Below are 16,622 nucleotides of genomic sequence, written 5' to 3'. Positions count from 1 at the left end.
TTTTTTTTACTCGGTATAAAAAAGAAAAAAGCAGGCCCACAACAACTACAAGGTTGCAGGCCTGCTTTTATATTATATTTTTGTAACTATTCAGAACTCCATTCGAAAAACCGCTGCTTTGCAGCTTCTGTTTTGCTCATGTGGTTACTTCAATCCTTAATAATCAAATTTCCACATATACCGGCGATATGTCATCGGATGCATTCTCACATCTGCCATTGCTGAAATAAACTGCTTGGAAATCGGATGGAACAGAAGTGAATTGAAGTATTCTGCAACACTCTCATCCAGTTCGCCTAAGCCAAGCTTCTCTGCATCGATAACCCAATGATGACCGCCAAACTGATTTAAGAAGCGTTCTGCTCTCTCATCTACCGGTCTTGTTCGTCCAATGCTCTTGAACAGAAGGATGGCAAGATCCTTGTCACAGGTCTCAAAAGCACCGTGGAAATATTCACCAGAATGAATCGGAACACAGTGTACGGTCTGCATCTCCTGAAAGAAGCAGAATGCATCTGAATAGGATACCTCCCAGGCTGCACCACTTGACATTACATTCCATACAGTATCATCTTTGTAGGTCATGGCAAATTTAGCTGCCTCCGCACGCACATCTGTATATGCTTTTCCGTAAATTGTTTCCAGCTTCTCGAATCCTTCCAGAGCCTGATCATATGCCTCATAATTGTCATATTCTTTTAAGAGCCAGAACGCAATCTTTAACGCCGTGCCCTGGCTGTTGTAATGAACTAAGGTTGGATCCTTATACCACTCATCTGCATGATAGTAGGTAATATAATAATCAGCCGTCTGCGCTGTCAGAGAATCTGCATATCCGGATAAACCAACCGTAACGGCGCCTTTTTCTTTTGCCACCTTTAATGCTTCCACGGTTTCTGCCGTTGCCTTAGTGGAGGTTCCAATCACAAGTGTATTCTTATCTACATTCTTCGGAGTTGCATTCACGAACTCACTGCTGTTATATCCCTGAACACGCAGAGAGCTCTCCTGATTTAACAGAAACCGTGCCGGATAAGAGGATGCAAAGGATCCTCCGCAAGCCACGAAAATAACCTGTTTTAATCCGCCATTTTTATCCAGATCTGCTTTGGCTTTTGTCATCACATCGATGACTTCCTGCATACCTTTAATCATAGAATTAATCCTCTCTTTCTTACGTTTTGCCGTATCTTATCCTCTGAGGGCTTTGGTTGCCTGTTCGTCTACCTGATAATGAACTCCATCTGATACAACAACCACACCATAATCTTTTTTCGCTGCCTCTACAGACACCTTTTTCTCAATGACATCCTTTAATACCTTTTCCGGCTCACGCTTCATCGGATCACCATATCCGCCTGCACCAGGAGTTTCAACCCGGATGATATCGCCCTTCTTTAACGGAAAACTGGTTGTCTTGTGTCCCATTTTTGTGATAGTTCCATCCGGAGTTACACGGTAGAATGCACCGGCAGCGCCTTCTTTACCGCCATCTAATCCCCATGGATGGAATTTATGACGATCACCTAATCCGGTATATGCCACATCATCCTGCATCATCTCTAACTCACGCTCGATACCAAGGCCGCCTCTAAACTGGCCGGCACCGCCTGTATCTTCCTTCAGTTCATATTTTCTGGCAAGAATCTTTGTGAACTCCATCTCGGTTGCCTCAATCGGCATATTAGAGGTATTGGTCATGTTTACCTGAACACCAGATAAACCATCTAATCCCTTCGAAGCACCGCCGCCTCCGGCAATAACCTCGTGGAAAATAAACACACTGTCTGTTCCGATTGCACCTTCACCTGCTAAGATGGTGGTGGTACAAGCACCATTACCAGCCGTTACGACGGTATCCGGGAAGATTGGTGCCAATGCTCCGAAAATGGCATCCGGGATTCGCTGCTGGCAGTCAATCTGTGCACCAATCGGACTTGGTTCTGTTGGATTAACGATACAGCCCTTCGGTGCAATGATCTTAATCGCACGGTTAATTCCCTCATTGGCTGGGATATCATCTCCCATTAATGCCTTAATGGAGAAGAATACGGCTGCTTTCGTACAAGGGTACGGCACATTGATCGGTGCTTTAATCTGCTCAGCGGTTCCTGTAAAATCAATTGTCAGGTCATCACCCTTAATGGTAATTTTCACTTTAATCGGAAGCGGATCCGGATATTTGTCGCCGCAGCCATCCACATAATCGGTATAGCTGTATTCTCCATCCGGAAGTTCTGCAACGACTGCACGGACACGGCGCTCCGAATAGCCTACCAGCTCTTTCATGCACTCAATCAAATCGTCCTGATAACGGGCATAAGCTTCCTGAATTCTCTGTACACCGATCAGGTTTGCTGACATCTGTGCGGTCAGGTCGCCCTCTCTTTCCTGTGGAACTCTGGTATTATCAAGAAGAAGGTCCATAACACTCGGAATCAGTTTTCCATTCTGGCGGATACGGATTACCGGAATTCGAATACCTTCCTGGAATAAGCTATCTGCATCTCCGGAGGTAGAACCAGGTACCTTACCACCGATATCTGAATGATGCGCAATATTGGCAATCCAGCCAACCAGTTTATCTCCCACAAAGGCCGGTGCTGCGATTACGATATCCGGCAGATGATTGCCGCCGCCATGATACGGGTCATTGGCAATATACATATCGCCTGGCTGAACATTTTCCTTTCCAAATTTTTCATAAATATTAGGAACTACACTCAGCATTGAGCCTAAAAGTGCAGCTAAACTTTCCACCTGGGCAACACTATTTCCATCCGGATCGATTACTGCAGTACACACGTCGCGACGTTCCTTCATATTAGTAGAATATGCACTGCGGACAATGATTCCATAAGTCTCCTCAGCAATGGACATCAGAAGATTGCGGACAACCTCAACTGTTACGGTATCAATCTGTTTTGCCATCTTACTTCGCCTCCTCATCATGAATCTTTAAGTTGTGATATCCATCTACGTGGATGACCCATCCTTTCGGAACCACTAACGTAGTATCCATCTGTTCGCAGATGCACGGACCAGGAATCGACTGACCCGGAACAAATTTATCTCTTAAATAGACCGGTGTTTCAACATACTCATCACTGTTCTGGAACAGAACCTGACGAACTTCGATCGGTTCTGGAATCGGTGCCTCCGGATGAAGCTCTGCTGCTTTCAGGTCCGGTTTATCGATAACGCCGATAGCGGATACACGATAACTTACAAACTGTACAATCGCATCTTCTTTGCAATAGCCGTAGCTTCTCTTATGCTCTGCATGGAAATCAGCCAGTGCTTTCTTCAAAGTCTCTTCCGTCATCTTTCCTGCCGGAACCGGAATGCTGATCTCAAAGTTCTGACGCTGATAACGCATATCAACGGCAAATTCAAAGTAACGTCTGTCTGCCGGAACACCTTCTTTATCCAGAAGACCGGTTCCCTGCTCTACCATGTTATCAAACTGCTCATTGATGTCATCTAAGTTTCCGGCTTCACCATTCATGATCTTAGTTCTGGATAAGTCGAATTTTGTATCTGCCAGAAGAAGTCCGAGACTACAAAGAGTACCTGGATGCGGCGGAATCAATACTTCCTTCATTCCCAGTTCTTTTGCCACCTCGCATGCATGAAGCGGGCCGGCGCCTCCGAATGCCATCAGGCTAAATTCGCGGACATCATATCCCTTTTCTACGGATACGCTTCGGATTGCACGAACCATGTTGGAATTTACGACTGTGATAATACCGTTCGCTGCACGTTTCATATCCAGATTGGATTTATCACAAATTTTTGTCTTGACAGCGTTTTTAGCCAGTTCAATATCTACATACATTCTGCCGCCAAGAATCTTCTTCTGATTCAGCTTGCCAAGAACAATATTGGCATCTGTTACGCAAGGATTCTCACCGCCGCGCATATAGCAGGCCGGTCCAGGTGTTGCACCCGCACTCTTAGGTCCTACCTTTAAGGCACCGCCTTCATCAATCTTTGCAATGGAACCGCCGCCGGCACCGATGGTAATAATATTAATCATCGGGATTCTGGCCGGATATCCTTCTACATAACGCTCATTCGATACCTGCGGTGTATAATTTTCAATTAAGGAAATATCTGCGCTGGTACCACCCATATCAAAGGTAATAATCTTGTCTGCTTCGCACTGTTTGCCAATATATGCAGCTGCGATAACACCGGCACTCGGTCCGGACAATGCTGTCTTAATCGGGCAGTCGATGGTTTCTTTTATTGAAATGATGGAACCATTGGACTGGGTTACATAGGGCTCTACCTGAATACCAAGCTTCGCAATGGAATCACGGAAATTATTTACATATTTTTCCATAACCGGTCCCAGATAACTATTCATAACCGTTGTACTCATACGGCTGAACTCACGGAACTCCGGTGCCAGTTTACTGGAAATCGTAACGTATGCTTCCGGGAACTCTTCATGAATGATCTCTTCAATTCTTTCTTCATGAACCGGATTAATGAATGAGAACAAAGTACAAACTGCAATTGCTGTCACACCCTGTGCTTTTAAGTATCGAACGACCTCTCTTGTTTCGTTCTCATCCAGCGGAGTCTCAACACTTCCGTCGTAACGGATTCTCTCTGTTACCGTACAGTTTAAACCGGACGGAACCAGTGGATACGGTTTCTGTGCCTGAAGATTGTAAAGAGAAGGACGTCTCTGGGTTCCGATTTCCATCAGATCCTTAAATCCTTTGGTAGTAATAAGGCCAAGGCGGCAACCTTTCTTCTCGATTAATGCGTTCGTTCCTACGGTTGTACCGTGTGCCAGATAACTAACTTCTTCCGGAGCTGCTTTCTTAATCTCTAATACATCCTGAACGCCCTTTACAATTGCTCTGGACGGATCCGCCGGTGTGGAACTATCCTTGTAATTGAACAACTCACCTGTTTCCTGATTAAAAACAGAAAAATCTGTAAACGTTCCTCCAACGTCTACGCCAATCATATATGACATAGTATTTCCTCCTATGTAGTGTATTTTTCAAGCTGCACCTTCCGGGTATGGTCGTTTACCCATCCGGACTTTTCAGGATATTGACATCATACAGTTTATATTGTTATATAACGTCATATCTCCTTTACTGATAACATACTCTTCTTTCCGTCATTTGTCAATACTTTTTCAATCAAAAATTCCATGCTTTTTGAGCCACCTTATGCTCTGTATATCTGCCTGCCTTGGATTAGAGCGATACCTCGGATCATTCTGCTCCAGCGCATACATTCCCTTATATCCAGCTGATTCAAGAATATCCAGATATTCACAGATGGGAAGATCCCCATCCCCAAGGGCCATGTGAACCGCCGGGTGGGAATCATGGAGATGAATATGTGATAATTCTGCTCCATGGGCTAAGTAACGTTCTATCTTCTGGTCCATATAAACCATTTGTCCTATATCCAGCATAGGCTTCATGCTTCCTGAAGGCATAAGGGAAATCATCTCTTTCTGCTGCTCCGGCGTGTTCAGCACGTTCGAAGACAGAGGTGTCAATGTCTCCAGCACAAGTAAAATACCCATTTTCTGAGCCTTTTCTGACAAACGATGCAGGCTCTCTTCGCTCCGCTTCCACGCATCCTCCACTGGTTTGTTGAAATAACCGCATCCAGCTGAAACCAACACCTTTGGGCAGTTCAATATTTCTGCTGCATAAAATGCACGTTCAAAATTGCGTATGCTATATTCACGTATTTTTTCATCTTCTGCTGCCAGATTGACCGGATACTGGCATTGCTCCGGCGTGATACAGCATACTGAAAGCTCACGGCTCCGAATCTGAGCAGCTTTTTCTTTCAGCTGCGCTTCGTCCATCGTATCCAGACAGAAGGACGGACCTGCTGCCCAGAGTTCCACATTTTGCATTCCCAGTAAAACAGCCGTATCCAGAAAGTACTCGAACGGATACCGCAGATACTGATAGCTCCCCAGTGCAAATCGTTCCTTTGATATCTGCACCATGACCCTCACTTCCTTTTTTATTTTTGTTTTTATAATTCTCTGTAAATCCGGTCATGCTCAGACTTCGGTACCGGCACACCGTCTCCAAAGGCACCATTCTTCAAGCAGGTTCCTGCTGAAAATACAGCTGCCGCTTTCAATGCCTCCGGAAGTATCTCTGCCCTTATCTCACTGTTTTTCCAGCTTCCCTCCGGTTGTGTTTCCAGCTTTTTCAAGATGGTAATCAGCATAGCAGTGGCAAAGCTGTCTCCGGCTCCCATGGTATCCACCGGAGTGACATAATCCGGCAGCTGGCAATAAAACCGCTCCCCATCAAAAACCGTTGCTCCCTTACTTCCACGGGTAGCTGTCACCACACTGCATCCCTTTTCATACAGCTTCCGGCACAGTTTTTCTGTCTCCTCATCATTCAGATCACTACAGGATAGAAATGCAAAATCAATATATGGGCATACACGTTCCACCCTGTCTTCCTCATTCCAGCGATACGAAAAATCATAGCTTACCAAGGGAGAAAGTCCATGCAGGGCTGGAAGCAGCCCATCGGTAAACCCATTGTTGGTTGTATGAATCAAATTAAAACCATCCGCATATTCCAAATCCTCTTTTTCCAGATAAATTGGATGCTGCTGCAGAACACCACCTTTATTGCTTCCTTTAAATACACGATCTCCATCTACAAGGGTTACTCTGGCAAAGCCATTTTCTCCTTCATAGATGCGGCAATGACTGTGTCCGACTCCGTGTGCATCTAAAGATGCCTGCACGTGATCCGCTACTGCATCCTTTCCAAATACTCCCATAAAATCCGATTCTGCTCCCAGCATTCTTGCATATACCGCAAAATTTACTGCCTGACCACCCGGATACATGGTTCCGGTATGCAGATATACATCACACACATTATCTCCAAGACCTAATACTTTCAGCATTTTCTGTTTCCTCCTGTATTTTTATCGATTGAATTTGTTTTGAAACGAAAAGCGGCCGCCTGGAAGAGGCCGCCATTCCCTGGCAGTTCTGTCCCAAGCGGCAGCATTATTCTTAATTTAAATTTTACTTATTTATTAAACTGACGAGTCTGATCATAAAGATCCTTGGTTGTAAAGAAGCCTTCATCCTGAAGCTCTTTTCCTAACGGTTCTGCTGCATCAATAAATGCCTGGCGATCAATGTCACAGAATGTTACGCCGCCTTCGTTAATTAACCACTCTTTATCTTCCTCCCACTTGTCGAGAGTTCTTTCAGAATGATGAGAAGCTACCTGTGCTGCTGCATCAGAAATTACTTTCTGATCTTCTTCCGATAAGCTGTTCCAGAACTGAGTGGAGAAGCAGATCTGCTCAACCGGATATGCGTAATCCACATCTGCTACATATTTTGCAGACTCATAGAGGCCTGCAGAACGATAGGAGTCTTTCGAACACTCACCACCGTCAACTACGCCCTGCATTAAAGCAAATGGATATTCGGACCAGGCAACTACAACCGGTGTTGCTCCCATCGCTCTCGCATTTTTCTCAAAGATCGGAAGGTTCGGAATACGATATTTCATGCCAACCATATCTTTCGGGCTCTTGATCTCTTTGTTTGCAAAGAAGATACGCGGATTCTTCTGGAATTCGAAGTTTACTACGTGAATTCCCTGATTATCCAGGCTCTCCCAGATTGGATCTGCCACATCACTCTTTAAGTAATTAATCATGGAATCGTAATTGTTAAATGCAAATGCCATGGAAAGAATGTTTAAATCAGATTCATAAGTTGCCAGGGTATCTAAGGCACACATCATGCCCTCCTGCAGTCCTACCTGAAGGTTCTCCAGCATCGTGGTCTCATTGCCAAGCTGCTCTGCGGGATAAAACTCAAAGTAATATCTGTCACCGATCTTATCATTTACCAGATCACAGAACTCTTCACAGGACTGCGGTGCCGGCTCTCCGATGGCTCCGGAGTTACCGAATTTGACAACCTTAGCTCCAGCCGGAGCCGGTTTTGTTTCTACTGTATCAGCTCCTCCTTCAGTCTTATCGGTGGTCTGTGCGGAGGCCTGCTCCGATGTGGTTGTCTGTGCAGTGGACGATCCACAGCCTGCTAATGTGCCTACTGCCATGGCTGCCGTCAGGACAAGTGCAATTTTTTTCTTCATAAACTTTCCTCCTTAAATTGTGTACTTTATACTATCTTAATCTCTTACTCTTACATGGATCCTAACAGTCTCGGAAGGAACATGGTCAGCGGCTCCCAGAATGTTGTAATCATCAGTGTAATAAACATCGGGATCAGAAACTGTACCGTATATTTCAGTGCAGTTTCAAATTTATTACCGGTCGCCTTCGCTGTTACAAACAACGCTGGTGCCATCGGCGGAGTGATTAATCCAAGTGTTACATTCAGTACGGCCATAACACCCATCTGAACATAGCTCATACCAAGAGCCGTTGCCAGATTCATAAGAAGCGGTGCCACCATAATCAAAATCTGCATGGAACCAATAAAGCAGCCCAGGAATAATAACATTGCATTTAATACTAAAAGAATGATGATTTTATTTCCTAAGGACATCAGAAGAGTTGTCATAAAACCAATCAGACCACTGGTTACAATTACCCAGTTAAATACAAGACCGGTTGCACACAGACACATGGACATACCCGCGCTGGCTAATGTATCCTTTAATGCCTTTGTCAGCATCTTAAAGCTGAAACGTTTTAAGCAGATAGCCAGGATGACGCAATACATAGCTGCTACAACGGAACACTCTGTAGGAGTAAAGATACCGGTCATAATGCCAAGTACCAGGATAGCCGGGCCACCCAGTGCCGGAAGTGATGTATACAGAGAGTGGAATCGCTCGCCCCAGGATGCCTTCGGTGCCCGCGGGCAGGCAATGTGCTGGGTTTTCACTGCAATCGGAATCCAGATCATCATGGCCACGCCCATCAGGACACCCGGTCCCATACCAGCCTGGAACATAGCCAGTGTGGAGGTCTGGCTTAAGAATGCCCAGACAACGAAGTTGATGGACGGCGGAATAATCGGTCCGATACCTGCGGATGCTGCCGTTACTGCTACTGAGAAGTCTGGATCGTATCCGGCTTTTGACATCGCACTTACCTCAATGGTTCCAAGTCCTCCGGCATCTGCCAGAGCGGAACCGGACATTCCGGCAAATACCATGGAAGATAATACATTGGCATGTGCAAGTCCTCCCGGGAGATGACCGATCCATTTTTCAAACATTCCAAATAGTCGGTCCGTTAGTCCCACTTCATTCATAAAGCATCCTACAAAGAGGAATGCCGGTAATGCCAGCATGTTGAAATCAGCCAGGGAGTTTGCTGTTTTCTGTGCAAACATAACAAATGATTGATGGTTAAATACAATGAATTCAAACGCTGAAGCCAGCATTGCGTATGCAATCGGTACTTCCAGAAGAATTAATACCACAAAGGTGATAAAATAGACGGCTAAATAGGGATCCAGATTAGTCAAGAAGACCGCCTCCTTCCTTTTCTACCGGTACACAGATGGATTCATCTCCGGTAATTACAAATGCGATTGCCTTATATGCAGACATTACCAGCATAATCACTCCCATCACCAGAACCGGCAATGCATAGTAATAACCCTTGCTGATAGGAAGTCCTCCAACGGGAGGCATCTTCTTCTGCATCTGAAACAGCTGCCAGGATGCCGGAATATAAACCCAGCTTATCACAACAATCAAAAAGTTCGTAAATGTAAACATTCCTCTGCGAAATGCCTTTGGCATACGGTTCATGATAAACTCCAGAACTGCATGACCATTGTCCCAATAAACGGTACACCATCCAAGACACATGGACCATATCATCAACGCTGTTACACATTCATCAATTCCGTATATAGGGTGCTTAAATATAAAACGCATCAATACCTGAAGGAACAATAGTGCCATAAAAGCGAATATCATGTATCCGGTAAATACTTCCACCACACTATTCGCTTTATCCATAGCCTTACCAATTGAATAGATACTTTTCTTCATACTCTAATTGCCGCGCTTCGCTGCTGCGAATACGTACTCTCCTTCCTTTAAAATTAATTTCTATCATATAATGTCATGTGCTATAAGGGGTTCCTGGTTTTCTCTGCTCTGGCCGACCTATCCATTCAAATACTCGTCCAGATCCCCTTATATTATAACACCTTCAAAGACATCATATATCGTTATGTTATTTTTACCATACTTTGATTCATTTTGCAAGTATAAATTTATTTTTCATCGTCGCTTTTTATATTATCATAGGTTTTCTCCTTTCTTTTTTGTAAATTTTGCCAACTTTTGATTCATTTGCGTTATTATACGCAAAAAGTGGAACTCTCTCCTTCGTTGGAGAGCAGTTCCACTTTCATCTTATAACATTATATAATCTTTTGATGTCTCTCATTCTAACACTGCATCTTTTTATTGTCAAGCCTCTCTTTTAAAAAAACAAGAATAAAAAATAGGAGGTTCATGCTTCCCAACAAAAAGCTAAAGAGAATCAAGAATTCCGGGTAAAACAGATCGCACAGCTTCCCCCCTGCCATGTTTGCACATACGGTTCCGATCACACTGCTGATGGTTAGACCAATGGAAATACTAAAGCTTTTCAGACGTTCATCCGATGTTTCCGCAAAACACTCTACGCTGGCACTCATATAAAGGGCAAAACTGACGGACTGAAGAATCTGCCCCAGATAAAGAGACCACTCACCCGAAAAAAGCTGAAAGCAAATCGGACGAAGCAGGTTTGTGCCCAAAGCTGCTGCCATCCCCCAGAGGGCCGGATAGGTTTTCTTTTTTCCAATATAGGCTAACAAAAGCAGACTCAAAAACTCTACTGCAGCTCCTATTCCACAAACATTTCCAAATAATTCCGCATCTCCTCCACGCTCCGCAATAATCAATGACAGGAAGCTGCCAACTGGCCGATGACTGAACCAATAAAGAGTGCTTATTGTTAAACAAAACAAAAAACGACGGCTTTTTACCAATTGCTGAAACGCCTGAACAAACGAAAGACTTTTCTCTGCCTCCCCTTTCTTTCGATGATTGCCAAGCCTGGTATCCGGAAGCAGGATGAGAAATGGAATCATCATAAGAAATAAAAGAATCTGCATCTGAAAATAACGATTCCATCCCCAGTGTTTGAAATAAAATCCTCCAATCACTGACATCACTGCAAATCCAATGGAACCACCGGCACGAATCCGGCTGTATATCAATCCCGGATAACTTTCCTTACTTAAATTAACCCAGGCATCCATCAGCTGACTAAAGGGATAGGCCAATCCGGCTGCCAGAACCAGCCCCGGCAGAAGCAGCCATGACTGGTTCATGAATTTTGTGCAAAAAGCACACACCATTGATACGATACCGATACAAACTAAAAGGTATCTTCTGGTGGGCAGAAATGTATCTGTTATATAGCCTCCCACCGGTTCCATCAAAAGATTGGCCAAAAATGTCAAACTGGTAATAATTCCGCAGACTGTGGCGCTATAGCCCTGCTCTGTTAAAAACAAAACGATGAAACTCGAAAAGACACAATAGACCGCATAATAAATAAAATAAGCCGAAAAAAACAGAACAGTACAGCTCCTTTTCCCTTTCACTAATGTATCTTTTCCCGCCCCAGTCATAACAAAACCAAAGGAATAACCGCCAGCGATAATCTCTGATTAAAAATACAGTTTCCATCCTGCCAGCCTTCCTCGTAAAAGCAAGCAATCGCATCCTTTCCTGCAAGATCCGATGCTCCCCCTTCTTCTGCTATCATAAGTCCATCGTTCCATGTAACACCATCATCTTTACTAAGCCGAATCGTGAGCTTCTGACGAGCGTCAAGACTCCAGCGAACAGACTCTCCCTGTTTCTGCCGTTCCAGCGCCGGTTCATCTCCATAGGCACAATTAACAAAAGCCATCTTCCCATCTGACAGTGACAAAAGAGCGCCTCCACAGATTGGATCCGGAAGTTCTTGATTTAACCAGGGTTCTCCCCAGCGTATAGTATCTTTCCCATCTATCTCTTTTTTGCTTTCACAAAAAGCTCTTCTTCTGACTCCCGGAATTTCATGGCGCATGGTTGCAAGCAGTGTTCCATCACTCCGTTCTGCCACGGAGCTTTCTGTGGGATCGCCAACCCCGTTTCCCGCCGGAACTACACTGCTGCATCTCCATGTTTTTCCTTGATCCTGACTGGATAGACATGCAAAACAAGCTGGGAGATGGGCATTTTCCCCACGGCTCAGCCACAATGGAAGTATCAGTGTCCCATCTTTTTTGCTTATTCCATGACCAGGTGCAATCGCCCACAATGTAACCGGCCATTCTTTCCGGAATCCGTCAATCAGGGATGTCAACTCCCTTTCCGTTCCAAATGAAACACCATTATCATCGCTTTCTTTCAAAAATAATCTCTTATAATCCTGACACCAGAAAAAATAGAGCTTTCCCTCCGCTGCTGCTATTAACAAGGGATTATGAATCAGCTCATCGTCTTTGGGAGAAACCATCGTAACCCGCTCGCCGATTGGCTCTATCGTTTCACCTATCATGCGATATCTTCTTAAAAACAGAGTTCGGCTGTTTCCTCCACCTTTTCTTCCTTCATAGGTCAGGAGCAAATCCCCATTGGAGGCTGTCACGATTCCCGGTACGCGATAGGAATCAAAACCATGCTCATTATTTTCTTCTACCACAATCCGGGTATATTTTTTTTCTGCCATATGGTCCTCCTATCTTACTTCTCCAGTGAAAAAGAACAGTCATATTGTTTTACATATTTATCCATTCCGGAGGCTGAATATAATACCATCGTACAGCAGCTGCCAAAATCACCGGTACGCACTACGACTTTGGCCTTCTGCATCGTTTCCGTTAAGCGATCCTGGCTGATGGTTCCGCCAGGCAGCTGCGGCAGCTGCGACTGAATCTTTTGATACATAGCATCATTATACTGGGGCATTAACTCAAACACTTCGTAACGCTCTGCCACCAGGTCGTTCATGATTGCGCACATCGTCTGTTCAAGGGTTGGAACTCCTCTTATCAGTGACACATCAATTACATTGCAGCCATCCGGAATCGGCATATTAGCATCGCAAATCACAATTGCATCCTTATGGCGGGCCGTGGCTAATGCATATCCAAGCTCTGCGTTAATCACCGTGTTCTTAATCATATACTACTTCCTCCTTTTTGCAGCATTATGTTATATAATGTCATTACGTTATATGATAAGTATAGAGGAAAGAACAAAAAAGTCAATGCTTTCGATAAAATATGGCATAAAAAGAACGGACTCTGTCACATCTTGTACAGAATCCGTTCTTTTTCAATTTTTTATGAACTAAATATTCTTAAACAAGTCACAAAAATCAAAGGTCGCAAAATAATCCTTCGGTGTCTCTGCCCGGCGGATCATCTCCACGGAACCATCCTCTTTCAGGAGCAGTTCAGCCGAGCGCAGCTTTCCGTTGTAGTTGTAACCCATCGAAAAACCATGTGCGCCGGTATCATGGATGACAAGGATATCGCCCATATCGATCTTCGGAAGCATCCGGTCAATCGCAAATTTATCATTGTTCTCGCACAGGGAACCAGTTACATCGTATTTGTGGTCGCACGGCTCGTTCTCTTTTCCCATGACCGTGATGTGATGGTATGCGCCGTACATCGCCGGGCGCATCAGGTTGACTGCACACGCGTCCACACCGATATACTCTTTGTAGGTGTGTTTCTCATGGATTGCCGTTGTCACAAGGCAGCCATACGGCGCCAGCATGAAACGTCCCATCTCTGTATAAAGCGCTACATCGCCCATGCCAGCCGGAACCAGAACTTCCTCATAAACCTTGCGGACGCCCTCGCCGATTGCAAAGATATCGTTCGGCTCCTGATCCGGGCGGTAAGGAATGCCAACGCCACCAGACAGGTTGATAAATTTAATATCTGCGCCGGTCTCTTCTTTCAGCTTGACCGCTACCTCAAATAATACCTTCGCAAGCATCGGATAATACTCATTTGTAACCGTATTGCTTGCAAGGAAGGCATGGATACCGAAATGTTTCGCACCTTTTGCTTTCAACACCTTGAATGCCTCAAATAGTTGCTCGGTTGTCATACCGTATTTCGCATCGCCTGGGTTGTCCATGATATCATTGCTGATCTTGAACAGTCCGCCCGGATTGTAACGGCAGCTGATCGTCTCCGGAATATAACCGATCGTCTTCTCCAGGAAATCAATGTGCGTAAAATCATCAAGGTTGATGATCGCGCCCAGTTCGGCAGCCATCTTGAATTCCTCCGGCGGTGTATCGTTGGAGGAGAACATGATCTTCTCGCCATCGTACTTCATCGCCTTTGCCATCATAAGCTCTGTCAGCGAAGAGCAGTCCACGCCGCATCCAAGTTTCTTTAAAATATCAATTACAAATGGGTTCGGTGTTGCCTTTACAGCAAAATACTCTCTGAATCCCTTGTTCCAGGAAAATGCACGCATCAGGCGCTCGCCATTCTCGCGGATTCCCTTTTCATCATACAGGTGGAACGGTGTCGGGTATGTTTTCTTGATCTCCTCCAGCTGCTCCCGTGTTACAAATGGTTTCTTCTCCACTTTTACATCCTCCGAACTAAAATCTACATATAAAACTTAAAAGTCTGGACTACCGGGAACATACACTACTCCCGGCACGCCCAGACTCCTTTGTCCTGCTACTATTTATACACCAAAAACCGTGTTTTATCAACTGATTTCCCGAAAAACGCCCACAAATGGGCGGTATTTGTTACTGTTCACGCATACGTGCCCAGTAACGGAATTTGCCGTGGCTTCGCATTTAAATACGGCAAATTCCTGCTGCCACCACGTTTTCTTACGGCACTTTCGGTTCCAAAAGTGCCTACCTGTGAACAGTAACTGGTATTTTTCTCCTTTTCTCCGCCAGGACACAAACTCCGGACAAATTGAATCATTTTCCAGATACATCTATGAACCGGTCACAGATTCAGGCGCAGAATCCGGTCTCTACTCTACCACCATTACACGCATGATATTCGTATCGGCTACCGGTTCATGACGGTTGGCACGTGTCACCACACCCGCAGTTGCAACCACAATTTCACCCTCTTTGACGATACCTTTCTCTTTCAGCAGTTCCACCGATGCAAATAAGAGTGCATCCGTCGATTCAGCGCGTTTTGCATGGAACGGCTTAACACCCCAGTAGAGCTGCATCTGGCGGACAGCCGTCATGCTCGGGGAAAGTCCCGCGATCAATGCTTTCGGACGCCATTTCGAAAGCATTCTCGTCGTAAATCCGCTGACACTCGGAGCCACAATGACCGGCGCTTCCAGATCGGAGGCGGTCGCTACGGATGAATAGCATACCGTATTAGATATATTTCGAAGATTTTCTGCCGATACCTTTCTTCTCTGGTAGAACATATAATCCAGATATTTCTCCGACTCCTCGGCGATCTGGCTCATCATGCGGACTGCCTCGATCGGGTAACTTCCCATCGCCGTTTCTCCGGACAGCATGACCGCATCGGTTCCCTCGTACACTGCATTCGCCACATCCGATACCTCGGCACGCGTCGGACGCGGGTTGCGGATCATTGAATCGAGCATCTGGGTCGCCGTGATAACGACCTTGCACGCCAGGTTACATTTGCGGATGATCATCTTCTGGATGTGCGGAACTTTCTCTGCCGGAATCTCCACGCCCATATCGCCGCGGGCTACCATGATGCCGTCGCTCGCCTCAATGATGGAATCAATATTTTCAATTCCTTCTTCATTCTCGATTTTCGCGATAATCTGCATGGCAGAACCTTTTTCATCCAGAATCTCCCGGATCTCGCGGATCGCATCGGCATTGCGGACAAACGAAGCCGCCACAAAATCAAAGCCTGCATCCACGCCGAAACGAATGTCTTCCTTATCTTTATCGGTCAGTGCCGGAAGCTTGACACGTACCCCTGGTACATTGACACCCTTCTTCTCGCCCAGCTCGCCTCCATTTTCAATCCGGCAGACGATATCTGTTCCATTGACCTCCCGCACGTGCAGCTCGATCAGACCATCGTCAATCAGAATGCGGTCACCCGGCTTTACATCCTCCGCCAGCCCCGCATAGTTGATGTAGCCGCGTGTCTCATCACCCACGATCTCCTCGGTCGTCAGCGTATACAGATCGCCCTCTTTCAGCGTCACTTTCTTTCCATCTTTTAATTTGCCGGTACGGATTTCCGGTCCCTTGGTATCCAGAAGCGATGCGATCGGAATCCCCAGCTCCTCGCGCACACTCTCCAGAATCTCCAGACGATGTTTATGCTCCGCATGATCGCCATGCGAAAAGTTAAAACGTGCGACATCCATGCCATTTAACGCCAACTCCTTCATAATCTCCCGGTTATCGGTGTTTGGTCCCATTGTGCAGACAATCTTTGTCTTTTTCATTCTGTCATTCCTCCTCATATTCTGTCATTTATCGAGATTTTTCCCATCAGTGAATCATTTATAACCTCTTTTGTATGCTTCATCCAACCAATTTAAATCCCCTGCTAAAAAAACAATCCACCGCTT

General features: G+C 45.4%; 13 protein-coding genes. All 13 read right to left on the bottom strand.

Annotated features, from left to right (window positions below):
- Nucleotides 1–156: 156 nt before the first annotated feature.
- Nucleotides 157–1,155 carry an SIS domain-containing protein gene (locus DWX68_RS03595; RefSeq protein ID WP_118467921.1) on the bottom strand — a complete coding sequence of 333 codons (999 nt, stop codon included), beginning with the start codon at nt 1,153–1,155 and terminating at the stop codon, nt 157–159.
- Nucleotides 1,156–1,191: 36 nt separating this feature from the next.
- A complete protein-coding gene (locus DWX68_RS03590) occupies nt 1,192–2,931 on the bottom strand; it encodes a hydantoinase B/oxoprolinase family protein (RefSeq protein ID WP_118467920.1) in 1,740 nt (579 codons plus the stop codon).
- A 1-nt stretch (nt 2,932) separates the two neighbouring features.
- The gene (locus tag DWX68_RS03585) at nt 2,933–4,996 is read right to left on the bottom strand and encodes a hydantoinase/oxoprolinase family protein (protein ID WP_118467918.1); all 2,064 of its coding nucleotides are present in this window, start codon (nt 4,994–4,996) and stop codon (nt 2,933–2,935) included.
- Nucleotides 4,997–5,164: 168 nt separating this feature from the next.
- Nucleotides 5,165–6,001: a sugar phosphate isomerase/epimerase family protein gene (locus tag DWX68_RS03580; protein ID WP_118467916.1), complete on the bottom strand. Its 837-nt coding sequence runs from the start codon at nt 5,999–6,001 to the stop codon at nt 5,165–5,167.
- A gap of 29 nt (nt 6,002–6,030) precedes the next feature.
- Nucleotides 6,031–6,933, bottom strand: a complete 903-nt coding sequence (locus tag DWX68_RS03575) for a fructoselysine 6-kinase (protein WP_118467914.1) — start codon at nt 6,931–6,933, stop codon at nt 6,031–6,033.
- 128 nt (nt 6,934–7,061) lie between these two features.
- Nucleotides 7,062–8,150 carry a TRAP transporter substrate-binding protein DctP gene (dctP, locus tag DWX68_RS03570; RefSeq protein ID WP_118467912.1) on the bottom strand — a complete coding sequence of 363 codons (1,089 nt, stop codon included), beginning with the start codon at nt 8,148–8,150 and terminating at the stop codon, nt 7,062–7,064.
- Nucleotides 8,151–8,200: 50 nt separating this feature from the next.
- Nucleotides 8,201–9,496: a TRAP transporter large permease gene (locus tag DWX68_RS03565; protein ID WP_118467911.1), complete on the bottom strand. Its 1,296-nt coding sequence runs from the start codon at nt 9,494–9,496 to the stop codon at nt 8,201–8,203.
- Nucleotides 9,489–9,998, bottom strand: a complete 510-nt coding sequence (locus tag DWX68_RS03560) for a TRAP transporter small permease subunit (RefSeq protein ID WP_182432129.1) — start codon at nt 9,996–9,998, stop codon at nt 9,489–9,491. Before DWX68_RS03560 ends, DWX68_RS03565 begins: the two co-directional genes overlap by 8 nt.
- A 437-nt stretch (nt 9,999–10,435) precedes the next feature.
- Complete coding sequence (locus DWX68_RS03555) at nt 10,436–11,671, bottom strand: MFS transporter (protein ID WP_118467907.1); 1,236 nt, start codon at nt 11,669–11,671, stop codon at nt 10,436–10,438.
- Entirely contained in the window at nt 11,668–12,759 is a 1,092-nt protein-coding gene (locus tag DWX68_RS03550; RefSeq protein ID WP_118628631.1) for a sialidase family protein, read from the bottom strand. The genes DWX68_RS03555 and DWX68_RS03550 overlap by 4 nt, the downstream gene beginning before the upstream one ends.
- 14 nt (nt 12,760–12,773) lie before the next feature.
- Nucleotides 12,774–13,214, bottom strand: coding sequence for an RbsD/FucU domain-containing protein (locus tag DWX68_RS03545; RefSeq protein ID WP_118467903.1), 441 nt, complete (start codon nt 13,212–13,214; stop codon nt 12,774–12,776).
- Between the two features lie 168 nt (nt 13,215–13,382).
- Nucleotides 13,383–14,648, bottom strand: coding sequence for a diaminopimelate decarboxylase (locus tag DWX68_RS03540; RefSeq protein ID WP_118467901.1), 1,266 nt, complete (start codon nt 14,646–14,648; stop codon nt 13,383–13,385).
- Nucleotides 14,649–15,059: 411 nt separating this feature from the next.
- Entirely contained in the window at nt 15,060–16,514 is a 1,455-nt protein-coding gene (pyk, locus tag DWX68_RS03535) for a pyruvate kinase (protein ID WP_270523636.1), read from the bottom strand.
- Nucleotides 16,515–16,622 lie beyond the last annotated feature (108 nt).

Origin of the sequence: Clostridium sp. AF20-7 (genome assembly GCF_003479275.1) — a bacterium.
Classification (GTDB): domain Bacteria; phylum Bacillota; class Clostridia; order Lachnospirales; family Lachnospiraceae; genus Otoolea; species Otoolea fessa.
This window is presented reverse-complemented; position numbering and strand designations above follow the sequence as displayed.

Bases quoted from the DNA above. Each gene is read 5' to 3' on its own strand.
- DWX68_RS03595 (WP_118467921.1), bottom strand. From the start codon at position 1,155: ATGATTAAAGGTATGCAGGAAGTCATCGATGTGATGACAAAAGCCAAA.
- DWX68_RS03590 (WP_118467920.1), bottom strand. From the start codon at position 2,931: ATGGCAAAACAGATTGATACCGTAACAGTTGAGGTTGTCCGCAATCTT.
- DWX68_RS03585 (WP_118467918.1), bottom strand. From the start codon at position 4,996: ATGTCATATATGATTGGCGTAGACGTTGGAGGAACGTTTACAGATTTT.
- DWX68_RS03580 (WP_118467916.1), bottom strand. From the start codon at position 6,001: ATGGTGCAGATATCAAAGGAACGATTTGCACTGGGGAGCTATCAGTAT.
- DWX68_RS03575 (WP_118467914.1), bottom strand. From the start codon at position 6,933: ATGCTGAAAGTATTAGGTCTTGGAGATAATGTGTGTGATGTATATCTG.
- dctP (WP_118467912.1), bottom strand. From the start codon at position 8,150: ATGAAGAAAAAAATTGCACTTGTCCTGACGGCAGCCATGGCAGTAGGC.
- DWX68_RS03560 (WP_182432129.1), bottom strand. From the start codon at position 9,998: ATGGATAAAGCGAATAGTGTGGTGGAAGTATTTACCGGATACATGATA.
- DWX68_RS03555 (WP_118467907.1), bottom strand. From the start codon at position 11,671: ATGACTGGGGCGGGAAAAGATACATTAGTGAAAGGGAAAAGGAGCTGT.
- DWX68_RS03550 (WP_118628631.1), bottom strand. From the start codon at position 12,759: ATGGCAGAAAAAAAATATACCCGGATTGTGGTAGAAGAAAATAATGAG.
- DWX68_RS03545 (WP_118467903.1), bottom strand. From the start codon at position 13,214: ATGATTAAGAACACGGTGATTAACGCAGAGCTTGGATATGCATTAGCC.
- pyk (WP_270523636.1), bottom strand. From the start codon at position 16,514: ATGAGGAGGAATGACAGAATGAAAAAGACAAAGATTGTCTGCACAATG.